General features: G+C 34.8%; 16 protein-coding genes, 3 pseudogenes and 3 other annotated features. Of the genes and pseudogenes, 5 read left to right on the forward strand and 14 right to left on the reverse strand.

Annotated elements, in window-relative coordinates:
- Positions 1–169: 169 nt before the first annotated feature.
- The 7 genes from AC0ONG_RS13255 to AC0ONG_RS13285 form a co-directional block, all read right to left on the reverse strand.
- Positions 170–1,327, reverse strand: a complete 1,158-nt coding sequence (locus AC0ONG_RS13255) for a GNAT family N-acetyltransferase (protein WP_016077540.1) — start codon at positions 1,325–1,327, stop codon at positions 170–172.
- 125 nt (positions 1,328–1,452) lie between these two features.
- Complete coding sequence (aroA, locus tag AC0ONG_RS13260; protein WP_106081975.1) at positions 1,453–2,742, reverse strand: 3-phosphoshikimate 1-carboxyvinyltransferase; 1,290 nt, start codon at positions 2,740–2,742, stop codon at positions 1,453–1,455.
- 17 nt (positions 2,743–2,759) lie between these two features.
- The gene (gene tyrA, locus AC0ONG_RS13265; protein ID WP_001228126.1) at positions 2,760–3,860 is read right to left on the reverse strand and encodes a prephenate dehydrogenase; all 1,101 of its coding nucleotides are present in this window, start codon (positions 3,858–3,860) and stop codon (positions 2,760–2,762) included.
- Positions 3,853–4,953, reverse strand: a complete 1,101-nt coding sequence (gene hisC, locus AC0ONG_RS13270) for a histidinol-phosphate transaminase (protein ID WP_001197268.1) — start codon at positions 4,951–4,953, stop codon at positions 3,853–3,855. The genes tyrA and hisC overlap by 8 nt, the downstream gene beginning before the upstream one ends.
- 18 nt (positions 4,954–4,971) lie before the next feature.
- Positions 4,972–6,144 carry a chorismate synthase gene (gene aroC / locus AC0ONG_RS13275; RefSeq protein ID WP_001269426.1) on the reverse strand — a complete coding sequence of 391 codons (1,173 nt, stop codon included), beginning with the start codon at positions 6,142–6,144 and terminating at the stop codon, positions 4,972–4,974.
- Positions 6,145–6,197: 53 nt separating this feature from the next.
- Positions 6,198–6,417, reverse strand: a binding site (T-box leader).
- 9 nt (positions 6,418–6,426) lie between these two features.
- A complete protein-coding gene (locus AC0ONG_RS13280) occupies positions 6,427–7,503 on the reverse strand; it encodes a bifunctional 3-deoxy-7-phosphoheptulonate synthase/chorismate mutase (RefSeq protein WP_001273573.1) in 1,077 nt (358 codons plus the stop codon).
- A 194-nt stretch (positions 7,504–7,697) separates the two neighbouring features.
- Positions 7,698–7,934: a binding site (T-box leader), on the reverse strand.
- Between the two features lie 54 nt (positions 7,935–7,988).
- Positions 7,989–8,224 (reverse strand) — a binding site (T-box leader).
- A gap of 108 nt (positions 8,225–8,332) precedes the next feature.
- Positions 8,333–11,815: a DUF4020 domain-containing protein gene (locus AC0ONG_RS13285; RefSeq protein ID WP_000265189.1), complete on the reverse strand. Its 3,483-nt coding sequence runs from the start codon at positions 11,813–11,815 to the stop codon at positions 8,333–8,335.
- Between the two features lie 181 nt (positions 11,816–11,996).
- On the opposite strand from AC0ONG_RS13285, the gene AC0ONG_RS13290 reads away from it, so the two are divergent.
- A complete protein-coding gene (locus AC0ONG_RS13290) occupies positions 11,997–12,434 on the forward strand; it encodes a YndM family protein (RefSeq protein WP_000997702.1) in 438 nt (145 codons plus the stop codon).
- A gap of 149 nt (positions 12,435–12,583) precedes the next feature.
- Here the strand turns inward: AC0ONG_RS13290 and AC0ONG_RS13295 are convergent, their stop codons facing one another.
- From AC0ONG_RS13295 to AC0ONG_RS13310, 4 genes and pseudogenes are all read right to left on the reverse strand, one after another.
- Positions 12,584–13,114 carry a cysteine hydrolase family protein gene (locus tag AC0ONG_RS13295; protein WP_017763308.1) on the reverse strand — a complete coding sequence of 177 codons (531 nt, stop codon included), beginning with the start codon at positions 13,112–13,114 and terminating at the stop codon, positions 12,584–12,586.
- 42 nt (positions 13,115–13,156) lie between these two features.
- Positions 13,157–13,696: a GNAT family N-acetyltransferase gene (locus AC0ONG_RS13300; protein WP_000898779.1), complete on the reverse strand. Its 540-nt coding sequence runs from the start codon at positions 13,694–13,696 to the stop codon at positions 13,157–13,159.
- Positions 13,697–13,708: 12 nt separating this feature from the next.
- Positions 13,709–13,927, reverse strand: a pseudogene (locus AC0ONG_RS13305) (YfzA family protein); the annotation flags it as partial.
- A 155-nt stretch (positions 13,928–14,082) separates the two neighbouring features.
- Positions 14,083–14,166: pseudogene (locus AC0ONG_RS13310) on the reverse strand (YfzA family protein); the annotation flags it as partial.
- 100 nt (positions 14,167–14,266) lie between these two features.
- Here AC0ONG_RS13310 and AC0ONG_RS13315 point away from each other — a divergent pair.
- On the forward strand, positions 14,267–14,791 hold the full coding sequence (locus tag AC0ONG_RS13315; protein WP_000070084.1) for a kinase: 525 nt from the start codon (positions 14,267–14,269) through the stop codon (positions 14,789–14,791).
- Between the two features lie 356 nt (positions 14,792–15,147).
- Here the strand turns inward: AC0ONG_RS13315 and entB are convergent, their stop codons facing one another.
- Together entB and AC0ONG_RS13325 are read right to left on the reverse strand one after the other, a co-directional pair.
- The gene (gene entB, locus AC0ONG_RS13320) at positions 15,148–16,650 is read right to left on the reverse strand and encodes a cell wall-binding protein EntB (protein WP_474203595.1); all 1,503 of its coding nucleotides are present in this window, start codon (positions 16,648–16,650) and stop codon (positions 15,148–15,150) included.
- Positions 16,651–16,863: 213 nt separating this feature from the next.
- Entirely contained in the window at positions 16,864–17,355 is a 492-nt protein-coding gene (locus AC0ONG_RS13325) for a hypothetical protein (protein WP_001071246.1), read from the reverse strand.
- 444 nt (positions 17,356–17,799) lie between these two features.
- On the opposite strand from AC0ONG_RS13325, the gene AC0ONG_RS13330 reads away from it, so the two are divergent.
- Entirely contained in the window at positions 17,800–18,282 is a 483-nt protein-coding gene (locus AC0ONG_RS13330) for a hypothetical protein (RefSeq protein WP_001070895.1), read from the forward strand.
- Between the two features lie 121 nt (positions 18,283–18,403).
- On the forward strand, positions 18,404–18,754 hold the full coding sequence (locus AC0ONG_RS13335; RefSeq protein WP_016077536.1) for a hypothetical protein: 351 nt from the start codon (positions 18,404–18,406) through the stop codon (positions 18,752–18,754).
- 133 nt (positions 18,755–18,887) lie between these two features.
- Here the strand turns inward: AC0ONG_RS13335 and AC0ONG_RS13340 are convergent.
- Positions 18,888–19,933, reverse strand: a pseudogene (locus AC0ONG_RS13340) (DUF2332 domain-containing protein).
- A gap of 376 nt (positions 19,934–20,309) precedes the next feature.
- On the opposite strand from AC0ONG_RS13340, the gene AC0ONG_RS13345 reads away from it, so the two are divergent.
- Positions 20,310–21,812, forward strand: a complete 1,503-nt coding sequence (locus AC0ONG_RS13345) for a malate:quinone oxidoreductase (RefSeq protein WP_000069147.1) — start codon at positions 20,310–20,312, stop codon at positions 21,810–21,812.
- The last annotated feature ends 36 nt before the right edge of the window (positions 21,813–21,848 follow it).

Genomic DNA, 21,848 nt, shown 5'->3' on the forward strand with positions numbered 1-21,848 from the left:
TAAATTAGATGCGCTAAAAGTCAAGTATGTGACAAAGTATAGTTACTGTTTTTAAATGAAGTTATATCGACGTTTTTTATGATTTATCGACTTACCGATAAAAATTCACAATATAAGAGGAAGCTATCCCGAAATTTCACTTAGGATAGCTCATCTTCATACATGCAAATTAAAAGAAATCATAAATAAATGGCTTACGTACTGGTACTAAATTCTCAAATGACCGTATTGCCTCGTCACTTCCACTAATTAATTCAAGTTCATTTAGTTCTAATGGACGTTTATATCCAAGCATTATTGCCGATAGTGCAGTTATATCCAGTTTAATTCCTTTTTCCGTTGTTTCTTCTACAATTGTTATTTCATGATTTGCAAGTCTCACTGCTACGTTATTCCACGGAGCAAATGCGTCTGTAATGTGTAGAATTATTTGTTGCTGTACATTGTTCCAGCTCAACTTATATTGTTTTAAGAACTGCTCTACATCTATAATTCTTCCCATAAAATATGGTTTTATTTCTGTCTTCACGCGTGGCTCTTGCAATGAATATAGCAACGGTTCGTTTTCACTTACTGTCATTTCAAGTTCTTTAATCATAGAATCATGCTGGCAAATAAAGTTCCACAGACCATTTCGTGCTTCATTATGCAGTGGTACAAATTCTTCTACTGTCATTTTATAGTTTTCTATTTTGTATAACATGTAACCTGCTGCCTTTTTATTTTCATCATAGTAAATCGCTAATGTTAAATCATCATAAACTGCTTGTAACCACCAGTTCTTCTCTCGAACTAACATACCTGAAAAACGTTCTGCAAATACTTCATAGAGCTTCTCGACTTCTTCTGGATGATTTTCTTTATTGAAACGTTTCACAGTGCCATTTACTTGTTTTTTCATCACTAAATCGCTCTTAGTCATATGACATGTGACTAAATTCGCACAAAGTTCCCAGCCGTATTTACGGTAAAATGAAACCGCAAATGGATGTAACATAGAGACTGTATAGCCATCTTTTTTCATCGTTTGAAGTGAATATTGAAGTAGCTCTTTTACATACCCACTTCTTCTGTACTCTGGATACGTCGCTACTCCTGCAACGCCACCCATTTTAAATTTTTCTTTACCTATGTAAATATGAAACGGAATAAGATGTAGTTTTGCTGCTAAGTCTTCCCCTTCCATAATGCCGTATATTTTATGACTTTCCTTCATCTTTGTAAGTTGCTGCTGTAATCGTTCCTCATCTACTTTATATTGAAAAGCGTATTCTGATAAACGTAATGCTTCTCTGAACTTATCTTCTTTTAATTGTATGACATTCATATAATTCTCCTCCATTCCCTGTTTGAATTGTATCACAATTCTTACTTTTGTAGTTCGGTAAGTGAAATTAGAAAGACGTTTTAACAAAAAAAGCAGATACATCACGTATCTGCTTTCCATCCTTATTATTTAGCTAACTTTTGAAGTTCATCAAAGAATGTAGGATATGATACACCTACTGCTTCTGCATCTTCAATAATTATTTTCCCTTCTGCCAGGCAGCCAGCAATCGCAAGCATCATTCCGATGCGGTGATCACCGTAACTATTTACTGTATTGCCTTTTAAAGCTGATTTTCCGTAAATGATCATGCCGTCATCAGTTGCTTCTATGCGAGCTCCTAGTTTCGTTAACTCCGCAACGACTGTATCAATACGATTTGTTTCTTTTACTTTTAATTCGTGTGCATCTCTAATAACTGTAATACCTTCTGCTTGTGTTGCCGCTAAAGCGATAACTGGAATTTCATCGATTAGTCTTGGAATAATATCCCCACCAATTTCAATTCCTTTTAATGAAGATGTTTCAATCGTAATGTTTGCAGCTGGTTCTGATGCGCCTTCGTTAATCGGCTCTATAGTAAATGTAGCACCCATTTTCTCTAAAACATCAATAATACCTGTACGAGTTGGATTCATTCCTACATTTTGTAATATTAGTTTACTATTTGGGATGATTGCACCTGCTACTAAGAAAAATGCTGCTGATGATACGTCACCTGGCACTTGAATGTTTGTTGCTGTTAATTTTTGTCCACCTGACAGCTTCACTGTCTTTCCTTCTCGAGTTACTTTAACACCAAATGCTTCAAGCATTCTTTCCGTATGATCGCGGGAAATATGTGGTTCTGTAACAGCTGTTACACCTTCTGCGCGAAGCCCTGCAAGTAAAATAGCTGACTTTACTTGTGCACTTGCAACAGGAGAAATATATTCAATTGCTTTTAAATCTCCACCACGTATTGTTAGCGGTGTAAATGTTCCTTCTTCTCTGCCGTCAATGTTTGCACCCATTTGTTTTAATGGGTTTGTTACACGCTTCATCGGTCTTTTTGCGATAGATTCATCACCTTGTACGCAAGAGAAAAATGGTGTGTTAGCTAATATACCTGACATTAATCGAATTGTTGTACCAGAATTACCAACATCTAATACAGCTTTCGGTTCTTGTAAACCTTCTAATCCTTTACCAACTACAGTAACTTCATCACCGTTTTGCGTAATTTCTACTCCCATTTCTTTAAAACATGAAATAGTACTTAAACAGTCTGCACCGGACAAGAAACCTTTAATTGTTGTTTTCCCTTCTGCAATCGAACCGAACATAACAGCACGGTGTGAAATGGATTTATCACCTGGGATTGTAATATTGCCATTCAATCCGTTATTAACAGGTTGTATTGTTCTTTCTTTCACGTTTTTCACCTTCTCATTTAAATTGTTTCATAAGTTTGGTATTCTTCTTCTCCAAGCGCTAGCTTTGCTTTCATACGATCTTCTTCCCTTTGGAAGCTAATACGTAATACCCCAAGCAGTCCTTCACGCGCTTCTAATATTTGCAAGTTCGTAATACTAATTTCCTCGCGCGCTAAAATACTCGTAATATGAGCCAATGCCCCCACCTTATCTAATACATCAACGTATAAGTCGTGATAAGCAGGAATTGCACCACTCTTTCTTACTGGTAAAGAATCACGGTATTCTTTCGCATCTGCAAAATAGTTTTGAATCTCGCCTGCATCTCCAGTAGAAACTGTCTTATATAAACCTTCCATTTCAGAGATCCACTCTTTTAATAATACCATTAAATGCTCTCGATTTTGCTTTACAATATCACTCCACATTTTCGGACTACTAGATGCGATACGTGTAATATCTTTGAAACCTCCAGCAGCTAGCTGATGAATGAGCGGATTATCTCCTGCATGCTTCTCAACTTGCTTTACTAAACCTGCTGCGATAAGATGCGGGAAATGACTAACGATCCCTGTTACATAATCATGTTCTTCTGTATTTAAAACAAGAAAATGTGATCCTGTTCCTTTTAACCATACTTTAAGGTCTTCCACTTGTTCATTTGGTACATGATTCATCGGTGTTAAAATGTAAAATGCATTTTCAAATAAATGCGCCTTTGCGCTTTCAACTCCCGTTTTATGAGAACCCGCCATCGGATGTCCCCCAATGAAAGAAACTTCCTTTGAAAATAAAGCTTCCGCTTCGTTCATAATAGACCCTTTTGTACTACCAACATCAGTCACTATAACATCTTCTCGTAAACGGAATGACGCAAGTTTGTGTAATAACTTCTTCGTTTCTTCAACTGGAGAAGCAAAAACAATTAAATGTGCCTCTTCACATGCATGTTGTAAATCAACTGCTATTTCATCTACTACGTGTAATTCTTTTGCACGCTCTACTTGCTCTTTAAATATATCATAACCTGTTATCATTACATCGTGCTCTTTCTTAATTGCTAATGCGAGAGAGCCTCCTATTAAACCTGTTCCAATTAATACTACCTTTTTACGCATTTGCCTCATCTCGAGACTTACTTTTTTTATTTTCAAAGTGTTGTTTTAACACTGAAATCACTCCTTCATTTTGCTCCCTTGTTCCAACTGTAATACGGACACCATTTGGGAATGGACGAATAATAAACCCTGCATGTGCGCAAGCTTCATAAATCTCTCCAGCATTATCTACCGGTAAGAAGATGAAATTAGTTTGTGACGAATAAAATGGTATACCGTTTTCCTTACAGAAACTCTCGTATTGCTGTAATCCTTCTGTATTCACGCGAACTATTTCTTTAATAAACTCGTCATCACTAAAAGCAATTGTAGCTGCTTTTTGCGCTAATGAAGATACGTTAAATGGTAAACGTACAACATTTAATTTCTCAATTAGCTCTTCCTGTCCGATCGCATATCCAACGCGGAAAGAAGCTAATCCGTATGCTTTAGAAAACGTTCTAAGTACAAGAATGTTTTTATGTTTTTCTAAAAGCGGTAATATCTCAGGGAAGTCTTTTGCTGTTACGTATTCATAGTACGCTTCATCAATGACAATTAACGTATTTTCACTAATGCCTTCAATAAATTGAGTTAATTTTTGCTCATTCACATATGTGCCCGTCGGGTTGTTCGGATTACAAATCCATACGATTTTCGTATTATTATTTACCGCTGACGAAATTTCGTCTAAATCGTATACACCTTTATTTAAAGGAATTTCTTTCACTTCACAGCCTTCAATAATCGCATGATGACGGTACTGCGGGAATGTTGCACCTGCTGTTACAATGTTATCTCCCGCTCGTAATACGGCGCGGCTTATTATTTGAATGATTTCATCTAAACCACTACCACAAAGTACTTGTTCCATTTGCACATGCAACTTATCTGCGATTGTTTGACGGAGCGTTGTAGCACCTCCGTCAGGATATAAAGAATGTTCCAACCAAGATTTTTGCAACTCTTCTAAAACTCTCGGTGAACAACCGAATGGATTTTCATTCGATGCTAATTTCACAAACGAATGATCTCCGTACACTTCTTTCATTTGTTCTGGTGATTTACCTGGTTTATATGGTTGTAATGATGATAGTTGATCCTTTACTTGCACGTTAAACCCACCTTTTTATTAAAATTCTTTTGCGTAGTTATTGTGTTGCATAATGTTTTGTTTTAATAATTCCATACGATCTTTTCCGAATTGTTCGACTAGTGCATCTGCAAGTTCCCATGCCACAACAGATTCAGCTACTACACCCGCTGCTGGTACTGCGCAACTATCAGATCTTTCAATACTCGCTTGGAATTCTTCTTTCGTATCAATATCAACGCTTGCTAACGGTTTGTATAAAGTAGGAATTGGCTTCATAACGCCTCTTACGACAATTGGCATACCTGTTGTCATACCGCCTTCTAAACCGCCGGCATTATTCGTTTTTCTCGTGTATCCTTTTTCTTTATCCCACAGAATTTCATCATGCACTTTGCTTCCAGGTTGTCGTGCCGCTTCAAAACCTACGCCAATTTCAGCACCTTTAAATGCATTTATACTCATAATTGCACCAGCAAGTTTTGCATCTAATTTACGATCGTAATGAACGTAACTACCAACGCCAATTGGCATACCTTCTGCAATGACTTCCACGATGCCACCGATTGAATCTCCACTACTTTTTGCGTTGTCAATCGCATTCATCATTTCTTGCTCTACTTCTTTATCTAAACATCGAACTGGTGAGTTTTCAGTAATTGTTTGAATTTCTTCAATTGATAAGTTTGAAATATGTTTTGCTTTTACTCCACCAATTTCAAGAACATGTCCTGCAATTTCCACGCCTAATTCGCTTAAAATTTGTTTTGCAACTGCACCAGCAGCTACACGAACTGTCGTTTCTCTTGCAGATGAGCGCTCTAATACGTTTCTTATATCACGATGACCATATTTAATTGCTCCATTTAAATCCGCATGTCCGGGACGTGGTTTTGTAATTGTACGTTTCATGTCTTTACTTTCTTTTTCCGAAATTGGCTCGGCACCCATTACTTTCGTCCAATGTTTGAAATCATCATTTTTTACGATTAACGTAATCGGTGATCCAAGTGTCATCCCGTGACGAACACCACTTACAATTTCAACTGTATCTGTTTCAATTTGCATGCGTCTTCCGCGTCCATGACCTTTTTGTCTTCTTAATAATTCTTTATTAATATGTTCCGCCGTAAGTGTCAAACCTGCTGGTACACCTTCTAAAATAACTGTTAACTGCGGTCCATGTGATTCTCCAGCTGTAATGTATCTCATTTCTCTTGCCCCTTTACTATTTTTTTGTACAAAAAAGTCCCTACTGAGCGCTCAGTAGGGACGATGTTTATCGCGGTACCACCCTAGTTGTAGACAACTGTCGTCTACCTCTCTTCTTCTTTAACGATCGTTTGACCGTCTTCCCCTCCATAAGTTGTCGGGAAAGATGCTCCAAGGCTGTAATTCATGCTTACCTTTGTACTGATTCACACCGACCACCAGCTCTCTTTAACAGTGAGATAAGCACTACTGTTTCCTCTTCAATGCATATATGATATGGAATTAAGATAATTTATTTTTGAAACCTTTTAACTCATCCATGAATCTATGGAATTCTGGAATGTCCATTTGTTGTGCAGAATCTGATAATGCAACTGCTGGATCTGGATGCACTTCAGCCATTACTGCATCTGCGCCAATTGCAAGTGCCGCTTTCGCTGTTGGTAATAATAAATCTCTGCGTCCAGTTGAATGTGTTACATCAACGATAACTGGTAAATGTGTTTCTTTCTTTAAAATTGGTACTGCAGAAATGTCTAATGTGTTACGTGTCGCTCTTTCGTATGTGCGGATACCACGCTCACAAAGAATAATTTGATCGTTGCCTTGCGCAATGATGTATTCCGCTGCGTTAATGAACTCATCAATTGTTGCTGCTAATCCACGTTTTAATAATACTGGTTTGTTAACTTTACCTACAGCACGTAATAAATCGAAGTTTTGCATGTTACGTGCACCAACTTGAATTACATCAACGTAGTCTAATGCCATTTCAACATCGTTCGGATTTAAAATTTCACTAATAATTGCTAAGTCGAACTCGTCTGCTACTTGACGTAAAATTTGAAGTCCTTCTACTCCTAAACCTTGGAAATCGTATGGAGATGTTCTCGGTTTGAATGCACCGCCGCGCATTAATTTTAAGCCTTGATCTTTCATCGCTTGCCCTACTTGACGAACTTGCTCTAAGCTTTCTACTGCACAAGGTCCCATGATGAACGTTTGTGCTCCGTTTCCAATCAATTCACCTTTTACATCAACGATTGTATTTTCTTGTTTCTTTTTACGTGATACTAGTAACGCTTTGCGGTTATCATCTTCTTGTAACTCTAAGCTTGCTTTGAAAATCGTTTTGAAAATATGTTGAACAGTTGATGTTTCGAATGGTCCTTCGTTATGCTCTGCGATCATATCAAGTACTTCACGCTCACGTACTGGATCAAAGCGTTTCGTACCTTGTACTTGCTTTTGCTCTCCAATTTTTTGAACAATTTCACCACGTTTGTTTAAAAGGTGTAATAGTTGTAAGTTAATTTCATCTACCTGTTTACGTAATTGATCTAATTCATGATTTGCCATTTGGAAATCCTCCTCTAATGTTTTAAAAGTATAGTAAGAGAATAAAAGATTCTCTATTTTCTGAACTGGTTAATTATACAAATTTATAGTGGAATCGATACCTCTTCTTATTTTAAACTAATAATTCGTACAAAGACATGAACTACTAGTTAAAAACCCACTTTTTTGTACAAAAAAGCCCTACTGATGCAATCAGTAGGGACGATATTTATCGCGGTACCACCCTAGTTGTAGACTTCTTTCGTCTACCTCTCTTCATTGTTAACGATCATCTGACCGTCTTTCCCTTCATAAAGACAAATACTATCTTTACTACGAAAAAGATGCTCCAGGACTGTAATTCGCTCTTGTTTTTGTACTGGTTCGCACCAACCACCAGCTCTCTGTTACAGGGAAACAACAACTACTGCTTTTCCTTTCAATGCATGACTATTTTATTTTCAAGTTGGACCACTAAAATACAAAAAGTCCCTACTGAATAAATCAGTAGGGACGATATTTATCGCGGTACCACCCTAGTTGTAGACTAACTTTCCGTCTACCTCTCTTCACTGTTAACGATCAATTGACCGCTTTTTCCTCATAAAGACAAACTATCTTTATTACGAAAAAGATGCTCCAAGACTGTAATTCATGATTATCCCTGTACTGGTTCACACCAACCACCAGCTCTCTGTTACAGTAAGACTAACCACTACTGTGATCTCTTCATTGCACTTTGTTTATTCAAATGTTTTTGAAATTGAATAAGTATGATTCGTATTATAGAACGCTTTTTAAAACACTGTCAACAACTTTTTATATATTTTTTTAAAATTCCACTTTCATCCTATAATTCTTTTTGTAAATCACCCATTACAATTCCTATGCGAATTATTTCATTTTCTAGTAAATGTAAAACATATTCCTCTACTTCATACTGAACTAATAATTCTTTTATTTGTATGATTTCTTTTTCAAATAAAACGGCTTCGTGACATGTTTGTAGTAAAATAAAAAACACATTTGCAAACATTTCTTTATGCGCTTTCATACTTTCTTTTTTATGAAGCATTTCAATCAATAACTGCTTCATTTCCTCACCTGTACATTTACCATGTACACTTGAAAATGCACGAGACATAATACATAATCCTTTTTCTAATATTTCATCCATGTATAAGATAATACGTAAAAGCATTACATATTCTCTCGCAGTTATCTCACCCATTTTTGGTCGTTCTCGTAAAAATACACTGAGCCAAGCTGTCCAAAATTTTTGTTGTTCTTTTACGCTTAATGTTTTGACGTAATAGCATAAAAACTGCATAAATTTAATTTTATTTTCTTCATTTTCTAGTATGAGCAAAGGGTATAACCACTCTGTTTTTTGCTCCCAATATAGTACACATTTAATAAATACAAAGCTAAGCCACTTCAAGAAAGCTTCCCTCGTATGCGGATGTAATACTTCCAAATGTTCTATCGCATACTTAATAAAACGCTTCATTTCTGTAAATAAAGGTAAATTTATTTGCGTGTAACATAAACCAGCCCATGCATATTCCGTAATTTCATTTTGTTTTTTTAAATCTAAGTATGGTAACAAATATTTTCGGCACCATTGCTTTTCAATATGATATAGAAATGTAATATCTGCTATTAAACGAGCAAACATAAAGTTTGTTCGTTCCAAATTAACTCTTACTTGTTCTTCAAATAAAAATAAATATTCATATACATTACGATCGTATAAATGATCATATGATAACAACTTTAATAATACAGCCGTCATTTTCCCAACAGGATGCTGAATTGATTCATTGTAAAAATCTTGTTTTCCAAGCTTAAAATCCGTATCACTCTTCATAACTTGAGGAAACACTGAAAAAGCAAAGCGTTTTACAACACGTATACTATTCTCTTCTAACTCTTCTAGTCGATTACTAATTTCATATAGAAAACTACTAATTAACCAATGATAAGCAGTATTTCTAACAAATTTCTGCAATAGCGGAATAATTTTTTGGATTTGATCATTTGTCAATCCTCGGTTATTTCGCCATTCTCTAATACAAACAAACCATACTTCATTACTTATTTCTTGCACTCCTACTAATTGATATGCGAATGAAATACTCCACTCTGTATTCAATTTACATGCTTTTGATAACATCTCTAAAAAATGGCGTTGTTCAAAAACACCATCTTGCGAAAATTGCCGAACTTGCTTCATAATTTCAACATCTTTCAGCTGCAATAATCCGTCAGCTGTTACATTACAAGTAATGCTTTGCGCTGTATCCTCTTTCTTTTGTACACTGTATCGTTCAGAATGAAAATGAGGATGCTTTTGCTTCATTAACTCATACCCATTTGCCGTAGATGGACTATTTGAATCACACTTGAATAATAAGTCTAATACGAGACATGCATCAAATACCCTCTCTTCTGTAAGATGCTTTATTACAGTTCGAGTGACTTCTTCTTTTGTTTCTTCTAAACAATGTGCATAATGCCTTTTTAAAAGTTGAAAAACTTCGTGTTTATAAGTGAAATCTAAAAGAAGTCCTTCATGTAACAACCATTTCATTTTGTCATCTACACGAACAAAAATATTTTTATTCATCGCGTCAATTGCAATTCGCTTTTGAAGTACACTATTTGCTTCTATCATTTCTGTAATATAATAATCCGCTTTTTTCTCATTGTTTTCACATAAATAAGTTAGACACTCTTTTACAATTTGTATTAAAAATGCAAGATCATTTTGATGAAAATCTTTTTCTACATCTTCCTTATTTCTTTTTTTCAGTGCCGTTTGTCTTAACGACAACATTCTCAATTTTTCTAATCCGATCATCATAATTGGAACAGCATAATGGGTGATATATGGCCTCATCTTTTCGTTCCAAATTTGCTCCACATGAGAAAATGTAGATACTGGTAAGCGACTCGATTCCTCGAGTTCTATTGATTCTTGCGTATCATTTCCCCATTTTCTTACACGTTTCAACTTCAGTTTTCCATCTAAAATAAAAGTTAGTAACAATAAGGCAATTTCCTTATGCTCAGGAAAAGAACATTTTTGCAGTAACTTAGAAATCTTTTCTATAGAGCTACTATCTTTTTCAGCTGTTTCTAATAAAAAGAGTGTCCATCTTGCAAACAACAACGGATCCATCTTACTCTTCGTTTCGTTTAAGTAGTTACAAATCGTTCTCCATAATAACGGTGATATTTTAGAATAGTTTTTATAAATTAATTGAAATAATTCTTTCTGATGACTAAAAAGAAATTGTTCCACTAACCATTCTGCAAGTAATTCATCTACTTCATTATAGTTTGGCGTAAGCATAAACAAATTTTGTAATTTACCTTCTGCTTCTAACCATTCGACCCATTCATAATCATGAGCAAATTCCACAAAGTAACGAACTGTTTCAATTTTTTTAATTGATTGCTTTATGTATGATAATTGTTCCTGTTCTACTGACGGGGGAACCGTTACAATATCCCGAATACGCATTCTTTTCGTAATATAATTATCGCCCATTAATTCCGCCCAGCGTTTTACCGCTTTTACGAGGGATTGATGATTATTCACTTTATTCGGATACACAATTGGTCTTATCCCTAAATGTTCCCAGTGGTACGTATTTTCCCCTTGTGCGACAAAAGCAAATCGTCTTGTACTTGGTGGTAAACCAGTTGCTAAATATTTCATTACTGGGTCATTATGACTATATCCAACGAATAAAACGGTGTAATTCGAGAATAGATCGACTAAAAATCTTCTCGCCCACCCTTCGGTTAAGTAAGCCCTTCCAAAATCACCGTCTGTTAAAATTAAAGCCTCTTTCTCCTGTTCTACATTACCATGTATATAAGCAAGACCTTTAAACGCTCTCCCAGTCGGTAAAGCTGGAGCATAATAAACATTGATATCTCTATTTATTTCCTTAATTGCAGTTGTAAAATGTTGATCAAAATTTGTTGTTACAATGCGGATATCTGTATCTAAAGGAAATAACCTTGGAATTGCAAAATGCAATGGATTCGGTTTTGATTTCTCTATATGAACAAGATCTCTTGCAACTTGATGTACATCTTTTGTTTTTGCAATTTTACCAAGATAATAATCATGTGGTTCTGTTATTTCACGTTTTTCGACATATAACGTTTTTGCAATTGCATCAACTAAATCATCAAAATTCGGTAAGTTTGATTTCCCTTTCATAGAAACTCCCGCTCCAACAAATAACACTAACTTTCCTTGCTCAAGGTGATCGATTAACTCATCTGGAATTTCTACTTCTGAAGTAATCCACATCCTGGATTCCCCCTTACCTAAAAATGTCATACACTCTCATTTTACTATAACATTTTTCCATTGTTTTTATAATATTTAGACGAAATTCCGAACATGAAAAAGTTTTACGTAAATAAATCCGTTACAATGTATGAACTCCAGAATTTATTGAAAAACTATGTATAAATCGGAGGTGTGAATTTTGAATGATTTCACAGTAGTGCTTATCAAGTTTATATCGTGCATTATCGCATTTAGCATTGGGCTTGCTTTATTTTTCCCTGCAACGTTTGTTCAAATTATTTCATTCAGTCTCTTTGTTACAATCGTATCCTACATGTTCGTTGATAAAATCATTTTAAATCGAATTGGCAATACTGGTGCCATTATGTCGGATTTCTTATTAACATATTTAAGCGTATGGATTTTCGGTAATATTTTATTAGACAACTATATGCAAATTGCATGGGGCAGTATCCTTTCTGCCATCGTCTTCACTTTATCTGAAGTAATCGTTCATCGCTTCTCTAACTCTCATACAAGGCACAACAATGATAACATTCGTATTAATCGCCGCTTTGCATATGGTACGGAATTTGCTGAAGAACAAAATATATTGGATAAAGACAAGAAGAAGTAACATTTTAATGCAGGAGCACCCTTTTTAATTATGTAGTGCTCCTTTTTTGTATATTTTCATTATGGTACGTGAAATTATATAAACGATTATTTCAAAATATCGACTTACCGACAATATTTGACGCTTTTTTCTAATAAAAAAACTACCTCTTATTTAGAGGCAGCCACTTTCAAGTCTTTTAATGCAACAACATCCGCAAACGCTCCCAATACTGCGTTATGATGTTGCACAATATCTTCAGCACGTAACACTTCTGTATTAAATGTACTATGCGCATCACTCACTAACGTTACTTTATATCCTTCACTACATGCTCTGCGCGTTGTCGTATCTACACAATACTCTGATTGCATTCCCGAAAGAATAACGTGTTCAATTCCTTTCTCTTGTAACACTTCGCTTAAGTTTGTCTTATGGAATGAATCTGGCGTCGTCTTTTCAACAATATTATCTCCTTCTTGCGGAGCGATGGCCGCATGGATTCGCCATCCATCCGTACCTTTTTCTAACGGATGGTCTTTAGGACCGTTATGTTGGATATAAATAACTGGAATATCATTTGAACGACATTCCATAATAAGCTCTTGCAGTGTTTGTAAAAACTTTCCCCCATTATGTACTGGCATTCCAGCTGTATACATACCCGCTTGCACATCAATTACGATTAACGCTTTTTTCATTTCGCACAGCTCCCTTCGTTTATATAAGCCATTGCATATTCATTATAATTGTTTGTATTCCATCATCCAACAATCTTCTAATTTCCCCTCATGCAGCTCATGTTCCTTTAAAATCTTTACTTTTTTAAATCCGCATTTTTCATAACACTTTATCGCTCGTTCATTATTTACTTTCGGATCCATTGCAATTGCTTCTGCTCTCATTTCACCCATAATATATGTAATTGCTGCCTGAACGAGTTTTTGTCCAATTCCTTTTCCCCAATAGGCTGGTTCACCGATAAATTGGTCCATTCCCCATACATTTTGTGATTCTTTATAGCCATATAACGCTTTCCACTCTGAATCAACTGGGTACATTTGTATGTAACCAATCGGAACGGTATCAAATTCTATTAAACATCTTTTTTCATTATTGTTTGGATTATGTATAAAATGATCAAGCACCTTTTCTACAGACTGCGGATTATCTCGTCCTTCGTAATACCGCAGGACTGCTGGGTCCGTTAACCATTTAGAAACGATAGATGCATCATCTTCCATTACGTATCTAATCAATAAACCTTCTTTTTGAAAAAGCATATTATACCTCTATTATTCCTTTATATTTTTTCTTGATGTTATATCTTTCATTGCACCTACTAATGCATATGGTAGTAATGTAATCGAAAAAAATGCTGTAAATACGTTAAATTGCGGGATTGTATAGAGTGTGAACCATTCAGTGAAAAATTGAGAATTTAATATTCTATTAAAAAACTCTCCGCCTGGCCTAAAGTTTGGTGCCCACGCAGTTATTTCACACAAAATAAAGTGAAACTTTAATCAGTGGGGGTTTTGTTCATCCCCCACTGATTATTAGTTGAACCATTCGGGCTTTTACGGGCAGTTGATCCCCCACCTAACTTCTTCGCTTTCGCTGAATTTTGAGGTGGGGGTCTTACTGCCCGTTAATGCGGGATAAACAGTAACTGAACAATAAAAAATGCCCCTAGATAACGAAACCAAGTCCGTTTCCATATAGGTCGTGCATTTTTTAATATATCCCCCATCTAACCCCCTCCTTAAATATCCGTCATATTAATTATACACTTTCCTCACTTTATTTGTTAAAATTTTCTATATAATTAATACTGTTGGGGGGAATACATTATGTCTAATCCTATATTTACATCCACTTTAATCATTCTTAGAGGAAACTCCGCAAGTGGTAAAACAACGATTGCAAAGCAACTACAAGAACATTTCGGACAAGGTACACTTTTAGTATCACAGGATGTTGTGCGTAGAGATATGCTTAGAGTACACGACACAATGGGGAATTTATCACATGATTTACTATTTGAAATTACAAAGTACGGAAAAGGAAAATGTGAATTTGTTATTTTAGAAGGTATATTGAACAGTCGTAGGTATGGTGAGATGTTAAAAGAATTAATTCGTTATTTTGATAAAAATGCATTTACATATTACTTTGATTTATCATTAGAGGAAACTATTAGACGACATAACACAAGGGACAAACGACATGAATTTGGTGAAGATTCCCTACAAAAATGGTATAATCCGCACGATACAATTGAGGTTTCCAGAGAAACTATTTTTACAGATAACTTTACGCAAAAAGATATATTTGATGCGATTCTTAATGATGTTGCGATACAAAAACAAGACTAATATAATATGTTAGTCTTGTTATGTACTTTGTGTTTCCGTTTTTATAATTGAACAATCTTTACATAAATAATAGTATATATTCATTTCCCCAAACTGGAAATCAACTACTGAAATAAGTTCACGTTCCTCGATATCTTGTGTAATTGTAGCAACATACTATTCTTCTCTACTTCTCAATACCCTTCTGTTCTACTTCCTTACCTCATTCTTAATAGTTTTTCTAAACATGATACAATTTTTATGTTTTATTACAGTTTTATTAATAAGTCATTTAAGAATCCTATTATACTTCCACTAAAAAAATAAAAGCCAGCCTCAATAAAGAGAACTGACTTCTATTTGGATCATTATAGTTACTATAAAATTTTCACTTTAACAGTTTGTCTTCCCCAATTCATAGCTTTACTTTTTGAACCCATTAATACATCAATACGATTACCTTTAATTGCGCTTCCAGTATCACCAGCGATAGCTTCTCCATAACCTTCCACCCATACTTTAGATCCTAATGGGATTACTTTCGGGTCAACTGCGATAATTCTCATATTCGGATTTGCCGTTAAATCATGCCCCATCGCAGTTAAAACGCGTCCACCATATGTACCATTTTCACTTGGATCAGCAGTATACGCTGTCGCTACTACCGTTAATTCACGTTTAGCAGACTCTATGTTGTTTTTTGATACTTCTTTCGCTCTCTCTTCTTCTTTAGCTTTTGCTATTTCTCTTGCTTTCTCTTCTTCTTTAGCTTTTGCTATTTCTCTTGCTTTTTCTTCTTCTTTAGCTTTTGCTATTTCTCTTGCTTTTTCTTCTTCTTTAGCTTTTGCTATTTCTCTTGCTTTTTCTTCTTCTTTAGCTTTTGCTATTTCTCTTGCTTTCTCTTCTTCTTTAGCTTTTGCTATTTCTCTTGCTTTTTCTTCTTCTTTAGCTTTTGCTATTTCTTGCACTTTTTCTTCTTCTTTAACTTTTACTTCTTCTTTGACTTTTGCCTCTTCTTTATGCTTTACTATTTCTTGCGCTTTCAGTTCTTCTTTAACTTTTACTTCTTCTTTGACTTTTGCCTCTTCTTTATGCTTTACTATTTCTTGCGCTTTCGGTTCTTCTTTAACTTTTACTTCTTCTTTGACTTTTGCCTCTTCTTTAGGCTTTACTATTTCTTGCGCTTTCGGTTCTTCTTTAACTTTTACTTCTTCTTTGACTTTTGCCTCTTCTTTAGGCTTTACTATTTCTTGCACTTTCGGTTCTTCCTTAACTTTTACTTTCTCTGATACTTTCGCCTCTTCTTTAGGCTTTACTATTTCTTGTGCTTTCGTTGTTTCTTTCGCTTTTGCTACTTTCTGCGTCTTTACTTCTTTCTTTTCTTTAACTGATTTTTGTACTTTCGCTACTTGCTTCATTTTCTCTTCAGTTTTCTTTTCAGTTGGTGCTGTACTTGATAGGAAAGAAACGTTTGCATAAGCTGTTTTTCCTTTATACTCAAATTGCAGCCATCCGTCTTTTACTTGATGCGTTGATTCAATTACATCATCTTTTTTCAGTCTGCCAAGAATTTCTGATTCTGTGTTTGCTTCGGTACGTACATTTAACAAATTCGCCGTTACATGATACACATCTTTTGTAAACTCCGAACTTACAAACACTTCTTTACCGTTCAATTCAATTTTTGACCAACCATCTTCGGTATTGATGACTTTTAACTCTTGCCCATTCTTTACTTTTTCGACCACTTTTGATTCTGTAGTCGGTTTTTCACGTACGTTAAGTACATCTGCTGTTACGATTGTTTCTGCGGTAGCAGTTGTGGTAAACGCCCCCAATCCAAAAATAGTTGCTGTTGCTGCGCCAATTACTTTTTTCATATTAGCCTCCATTATATTTTTTTGAATTTTATCAAATGCCTCTGTAAAATTGTATAATTTTACATAATATCAAAACATTTGCAACAGTATATTAATACGGCTTAATATACTGTTATTAAAACTCCTCACTTCAATACTAACAAATTCTTATTTCTAATTCTATATATTATAAATCTCCTTATCTTTTATAAAAGCTTCATGCCCTTCTTCACACTAAATAGTCGTTGCAATTCCCGCCAAAAATAAACTTACGATTGCTAAAATTTTAGTAGCGACTATAGCACCTCTTAAATGAAACTTATAATCTTTATATCCCTTCATTCCTTCTGTACTAGGAATCACAACAAACCTTGGAGTAATCCAGCAAAAAATTAGCCAATCAATTATAAGTAAATCTACTAAATTGAAAATCATTAAAATACCAAAAGTGTGTAAATAAGCATCCATATACATTAATTTTTCATGCTTATGTAATATATATGTAGAAACGAAAGGACAACCGAAAAGAATAGCATTATATACAATATTAAAGTAAATGGTTTGCTTTTTTTCATGAATCGATTTTGGAAAAACTACTTTTTGAATATCTTTCGGATAATCAGTTAATGATAGTCGAGGATTATAATATAAGGACCCTAAAATCATTACGGATAGTACAGTAGACATGATGACACCAACGTACATCATTTGCTCAAATTGATTCATACGCTTCATTCACCCTTTCTGTAATTACTATGTTGATCATTCACTTAATTACACATTGTATGTACGTACATAATCAAAAATTAACAACTAGCTTTAACAACTAGCTTTAACACCAAAGCAAAATTGTTGCAATGCAAATGCAAACTTAATACAGTGGAAGCCTAATTGCTACAGATAGGATGGATGAAACCTATGAAAATTGAACATATCGTAATTTGGGTAAATGACTTAGAATGAATGCGTGATTTTTATATGAAATACTTTAACAGTAAAGTAAACTCTATAGCCATTCTTTCAATTTTACTTCATCCAACATTACAACCCCTTCTCATGATCTTTCACAATATATTCGCTCGTTTTTCACAAAAGGTTCATTTTACATGAAAATTTATTTATTACAATAAAAATATAAGGTATATTTTTAAGAAAAGGAGGATTTCAAGAATGAATCAAGAGGATAAAATTTACGCTGAAAAAGTGTTAAAAAATCTATTCATCGGATCACAAGTTGATGGATTACAATTTGGTATTTCTCCAGCCGCTATAAAGATTCATTTCACAAACTTTCACGACTCAGTTGATTATGACGGACAATTATATATCAATATCGAATCCAAATGGTGTTTATTTAATAAACCTCAAAAAAGATACCCATTAAATGAAGCTGAATTTGAAGTTTATTCTGAGGAAGAAGAATATGAAAGAATATTTAAGATAAGAAGACAAAAAGTCACCGATATACAACTCGGCTTAGAAAGCCCTCATTTAATTATTACATTAGAGAATGGACAAATTATTTTTTTAAATGGTTTTCATGATTATTATGAATGTTGGCAAGCTGGTGTCCTATGTGAGCAATGGCTTGTAGTCGCTACACCTGGGAATGAAATCGCCACTTGGGCTCCCGATGAGTTTATCGATAAATAAACTGTCTTCACGAAGAAGAACCGAAGATATTTTATGAACTACATAACTATTTCTATTACACTTAAACGAATGACCATTTTACTTTAATAGAAATCACTTTATTAAATTTGAAAGGATGATAATGATGGCATCTGTCCATGATTTTGGAATAATTGACGATTTTACTGCTCAAAAAAATTACGAAGATTATACACCAGAGAAATATCATTGTATTTCTGTTGATGATGATATTATCAGTAGTTTAAATCAAAATTTATCAATTATGAAAACCTACTTCCATACAGTCAAAAATCAGGAATACGGTTTAGCCTATTGCGGTATTACAATTATCCCGCCTGAATCATTAGCAATATTCTATGAAACAGTTACATCTTCAAAGTTCTTCAAAAATTCTGATGAGCTGAATGAGTTAACTTCAAAAATTGAACAAGCTACAGCAGAACAGAAGTACATGATCCATTATGGGGTTTAAATGTAATACAAAAAATGCTTAGGATTTCTCCGAAGCATTTTTTGTATGTTACTAATAAATTTATTCCTTAACCATTTAGTCCATGATTGAGCCTATGGCCCCACCTTTTACAAGTGAGGGCGCCCCTATTAATCTAAATAGGCGTCTCATTTCCAATCTTCCAGCTAAACCATTTCCCATGCCCTTCTGTTTCTCCAACCGTTTCACGATATTCGTTTCCGTTAATATAATAATCAATATGAAGGTCACGATCCCACATGTTGTTATAAAGGTGGAATACATCACGTTTTGCGCCAATTTCTTGTATTTGTTTTTCTAACTTATGTTTTACTTGTTCTGGTATTTGATTTGCAACGTGTGTATGGAAAATACAAATAACAGCTTCTTCACTTATTTGTTCAATAATAGATGATAATAGCTCTACACCGTCTCCTTCTATGAATTGGACAGATTCATTTTTCACTAAAGATGCAGCTTGATCAAACATCTCAAGCCTTTCTTTATGTTCTGGCCAAATTAAAGCACGTAACCATAAATAATCTTCCTCATTATGTAAATCATTCACATGTAAGTCCAGTCCGATTCTTTCTACGACAGATGGGCTTTCTTTAAGTAAATGCGGCATATTCTCTCCTCTTATTTCAGCAGTTACATGCACAGTTGAATTTATATTTCCGTACATTTCATCCGTTCCGTACGAATAACGATATTGGTCCCAGAACAGTTGTAATCCAGAACTTGTCCCAATTTCAATTAACGCTAACGGCTTCTTCACTTTGTTAAATATGTAGCAGAAACTTGGGTATAAGTATGCACACCGTCTTACTTCATTCGTTTGAACGAGTTTCGTTTGTAACAAAGTAACGATTTCTTCTCGGTACTCTTTACAGAAATCTTTAAAATGATTAAAAGCTTTATCTAAATTTGTATCAGCATTTTCAACTAAACTACTATAATACGTTTTAAATGATGTTCTTTCCCTGCTAGCAATAAATAATGTACTGCACCTAATAGTAAGTTTGGGACTGGTTGACCTACCTGAGCATAGGACGATAGTGTAAGTACTTCCTCATCTTCAGCAATTTTCATTGATAAATATTCATATAAATCACTTGACCCTTTACATTCCTTTATTGAAAAGTTTCGAAATAAGTTTGAAATTTGTTCTTTTGTACACATTAGAGTCCCTCCTTTTTTTCAGAATAATCTTACCATTACAGAAAGAATAATCCCATAAAAAGGTACTCGATTTAGTCACTTAAGGATACGTAAGCTTTTTCGAGATAATTTCAAACTGTAATTTTTTTCTATTTACCACCTTAAAAGAGCTTGTTAAATAAGATTTTTAGCGAATAAAACGTTAAATAGTTTAAAATTATCAGATAACACTAGATATTTTAGTCTATTAATTATTATAATAGAGTATGAGATGGTTATATAATTGAGACAAAAAAGGTATACACCTAGGTGGGGCCTAGGCGGTGTTTCTCTTTTACGGCTTAGACATAGAAAACACCTACACTTTTTTGCCAATATAGGGGATGGAGAGATTATCATGAGCAACATGCAGCAAAAAACAGACGTTATCTTAATTGGTGCAGGAATTATGAGTGCAACGTTAGGCTCATTACTAAAAGAATTAGCACCTGAATGGGAAATTAAAGTTTTTGAAAAACTCGCAAGTGCCGGGGAAGAAAGCTCTAACGAATGGAATAATGCAGGTACAGGGCATTCTGCGCTATGCGAACTGAACTATACTTCCGAAAAATCTGACGGATCTATAGATATTGGTAAGGCTGTAAAAGTGAATGAGCAATTCCAGCTTTCAAGACAATTTTGGGCATATCTTGTAAAAAGCAAATTAATTCGTAATCCACAAGATTTTATTATGCCACTACCTCATATGAGTTTAGTACAAGGGGAAAAAAATGTTGAGTTTCTAAAAAACCGTTTTGAAGCGCTTTCAAAAAATCCACTGTTTCAAGGAATGGAATTTTCCGACGCTCCTGAAACATTAAAAAAATGGCTTCCACTCATTATGGAAGGCCGTACATCTAATGAACCGATGGCGGCAACGAAGATTGACTCTGGAACAGATGTTAACTTCGGTGCATTAACACGTATGTTGTTTGATTACTTAAAAACGAAAAATGTCGAGCTAAACTACAAGCATAGTGTTGAAAATATTAAGCGCACGAAAAATGGTTTGTGGGAAGTGAAAGTACACGATATGAATAGTGGTAAAATTGAGCATCATACTGCTAAATTCGTCTTTATTGGCGGTGGTGGCGGTAGTCTACCTCTACTTCAAAAGACTGGTATCCCTGAATCAAAGCATATCGGTGGATTCCCAGTAAGTGGACTATTTATGGTATGTAAAAACCAAAAAGTTGTAGAGCAACATCATGCGAAAGTATACGGTAAAGCTAAAGTTGGCGCTCCGCCAATGTCTGTACCTCACCTTGATACGAGATATATAGATAATAAAAAAGCTTTATTATTCGGACCATTCGCAGGGTTCTCACCTAAATTCTTAAAAACTGGCTCAAATCTTGACTTAATCGGTTCTGTAAAACCGAATAACGTCTTAACGATGTTAGCTGCTGGTGTAAAAGAAATGGGACTTACAAAATACTTAATTCAGCAAGTTATGTTATCGCACGAAAAACGCATGGAAGAATTACGCGAATTCATTCCGAACGCGAAAAGTGAAGATTGGGATATTGTAGTTGCTGGACAACGTGTACAAGTAATTAAAGATACTGATGCTGGCGGTAAAGGAACACTTCAATTTGGTACAGAAGTAGTAAGTGCAGCTGACGGCTCAATCGCCGCATTACTAGGCGCATCACCAGGTGCTTCTACTGCTGTTCACGTCATGCTTGAAGTATTAGAAAAATGTTTCCCAAGCCGCATGGTAGAATGGGAAGAAAAAATAAAAGAAATGATTCCTTCATATGGCATTTCACTAACTGAAAATCCAAGGTTGTTCCAAGACCTACACACTTCTACAGGTCGTACGCTTGGATTAAATGAAAAAGAAACAGTTCATAACTAATGAAGAAATAAAAAACGTCCGATATATTCGGACGTT

Source organism: Bacillus sp. TCT6 (genome assembly GCF_056033845.1).

Excerpts from the sequence above, each read along its gene's own strand:
- AC0ONG_RS13325 (WP_001071246.1), bottom strand. The coding sequence starts at position 17,355 with ATGAATCAATTTGAGCAAATGATGTACGTTGGTGTCATCATGTCTACT.
- AC0ONG_RS13300 (WP_000898779.1), bottom strand. The coding sequence starts at position 13,696 with ATGCTTTTTCAAAAAGAAGGTTTATTGATTAGATACGTAATGGAAGAT.
- AC0ONG_RS13255 (WP_016077540.1), bottom strand. The coding sequence starts at position 1,327 with ATGAATGTCATACAATTAAAAGAAGATAAGTTCAGAGAAGCATTACGT.
- entB (WP_474203595.1), bottom strand. The coding sequence starts at position 16,650 with ATGAAAAAAGTAATTGGCGCAGCAACAGCAACTATTTTTGGATTGGGG.
- AC0ONG_RS13285 (WP_000265189.1), bottom strand. The coding sequence starts at position 11,815 with ATGTGGATTACTTCAGAAGTAGAAATTCCAGATGAGTTAATCGATCAC.
- AC0ONG_RS13330 (WP_001070895.1), top strand. The coding sequence starts at position 17,800 with ATGAATCAAGAGGATAAAATTTACGCTGAAAAAGTGTTAAAAAATCTA.
- AC0ONG_RS13345 (WP_000069147.1), top strand. The coding sequence starts at position 20,310 with ATGAGCAACATGCAGCAAAAAACAGACGTTATCTTAATTGGTGCAGGA.
- AC0ONG_RS13315 (WP_000070084.1), top strand. The coding sequence starts at position 14,267 with ATGTCTAATCCTATATTTACATCCACTTTAATCATTCTTAGAGGAAAC.
- tyrA (WP_001228126.1), bottom strand. The coding sequence starts at position 3,860 with ATGCGTAAAAAGGTAGTATTAATTGGAACAGGTTTAATAGGAGGCTCT.
- AC0ONG_RS13280 (WP_001273573.1), bottom strand. The coding sequence starts at position 7,503 with ATGGCAAATCATGAATTAGATCAATTACGTAAACAGGTAGATGAAATT.
- aroC (WP_001269426.1), bottom strand. The coding sequence starts at position 6,144 with ATGAGATACATTACAGCTGGAGAATCACATGGACCGCAGTTAACAGTT.
- AC0ONG_RS13335 (WP_016077536.1), top strand. The coding sequence starts at position 18,404 with ATGATGGCATCTGTCCATGATTTTGGAATAATTGACGATTTTACTGCT.
- AC0ONG_RS13295 (WP_017763308.1), bottom strand. The coding sequence starts at position 13,114 with ATGAAAAAAGCGTTAATCGTAATTGATGTGCAAGCGGGTATGTATACA.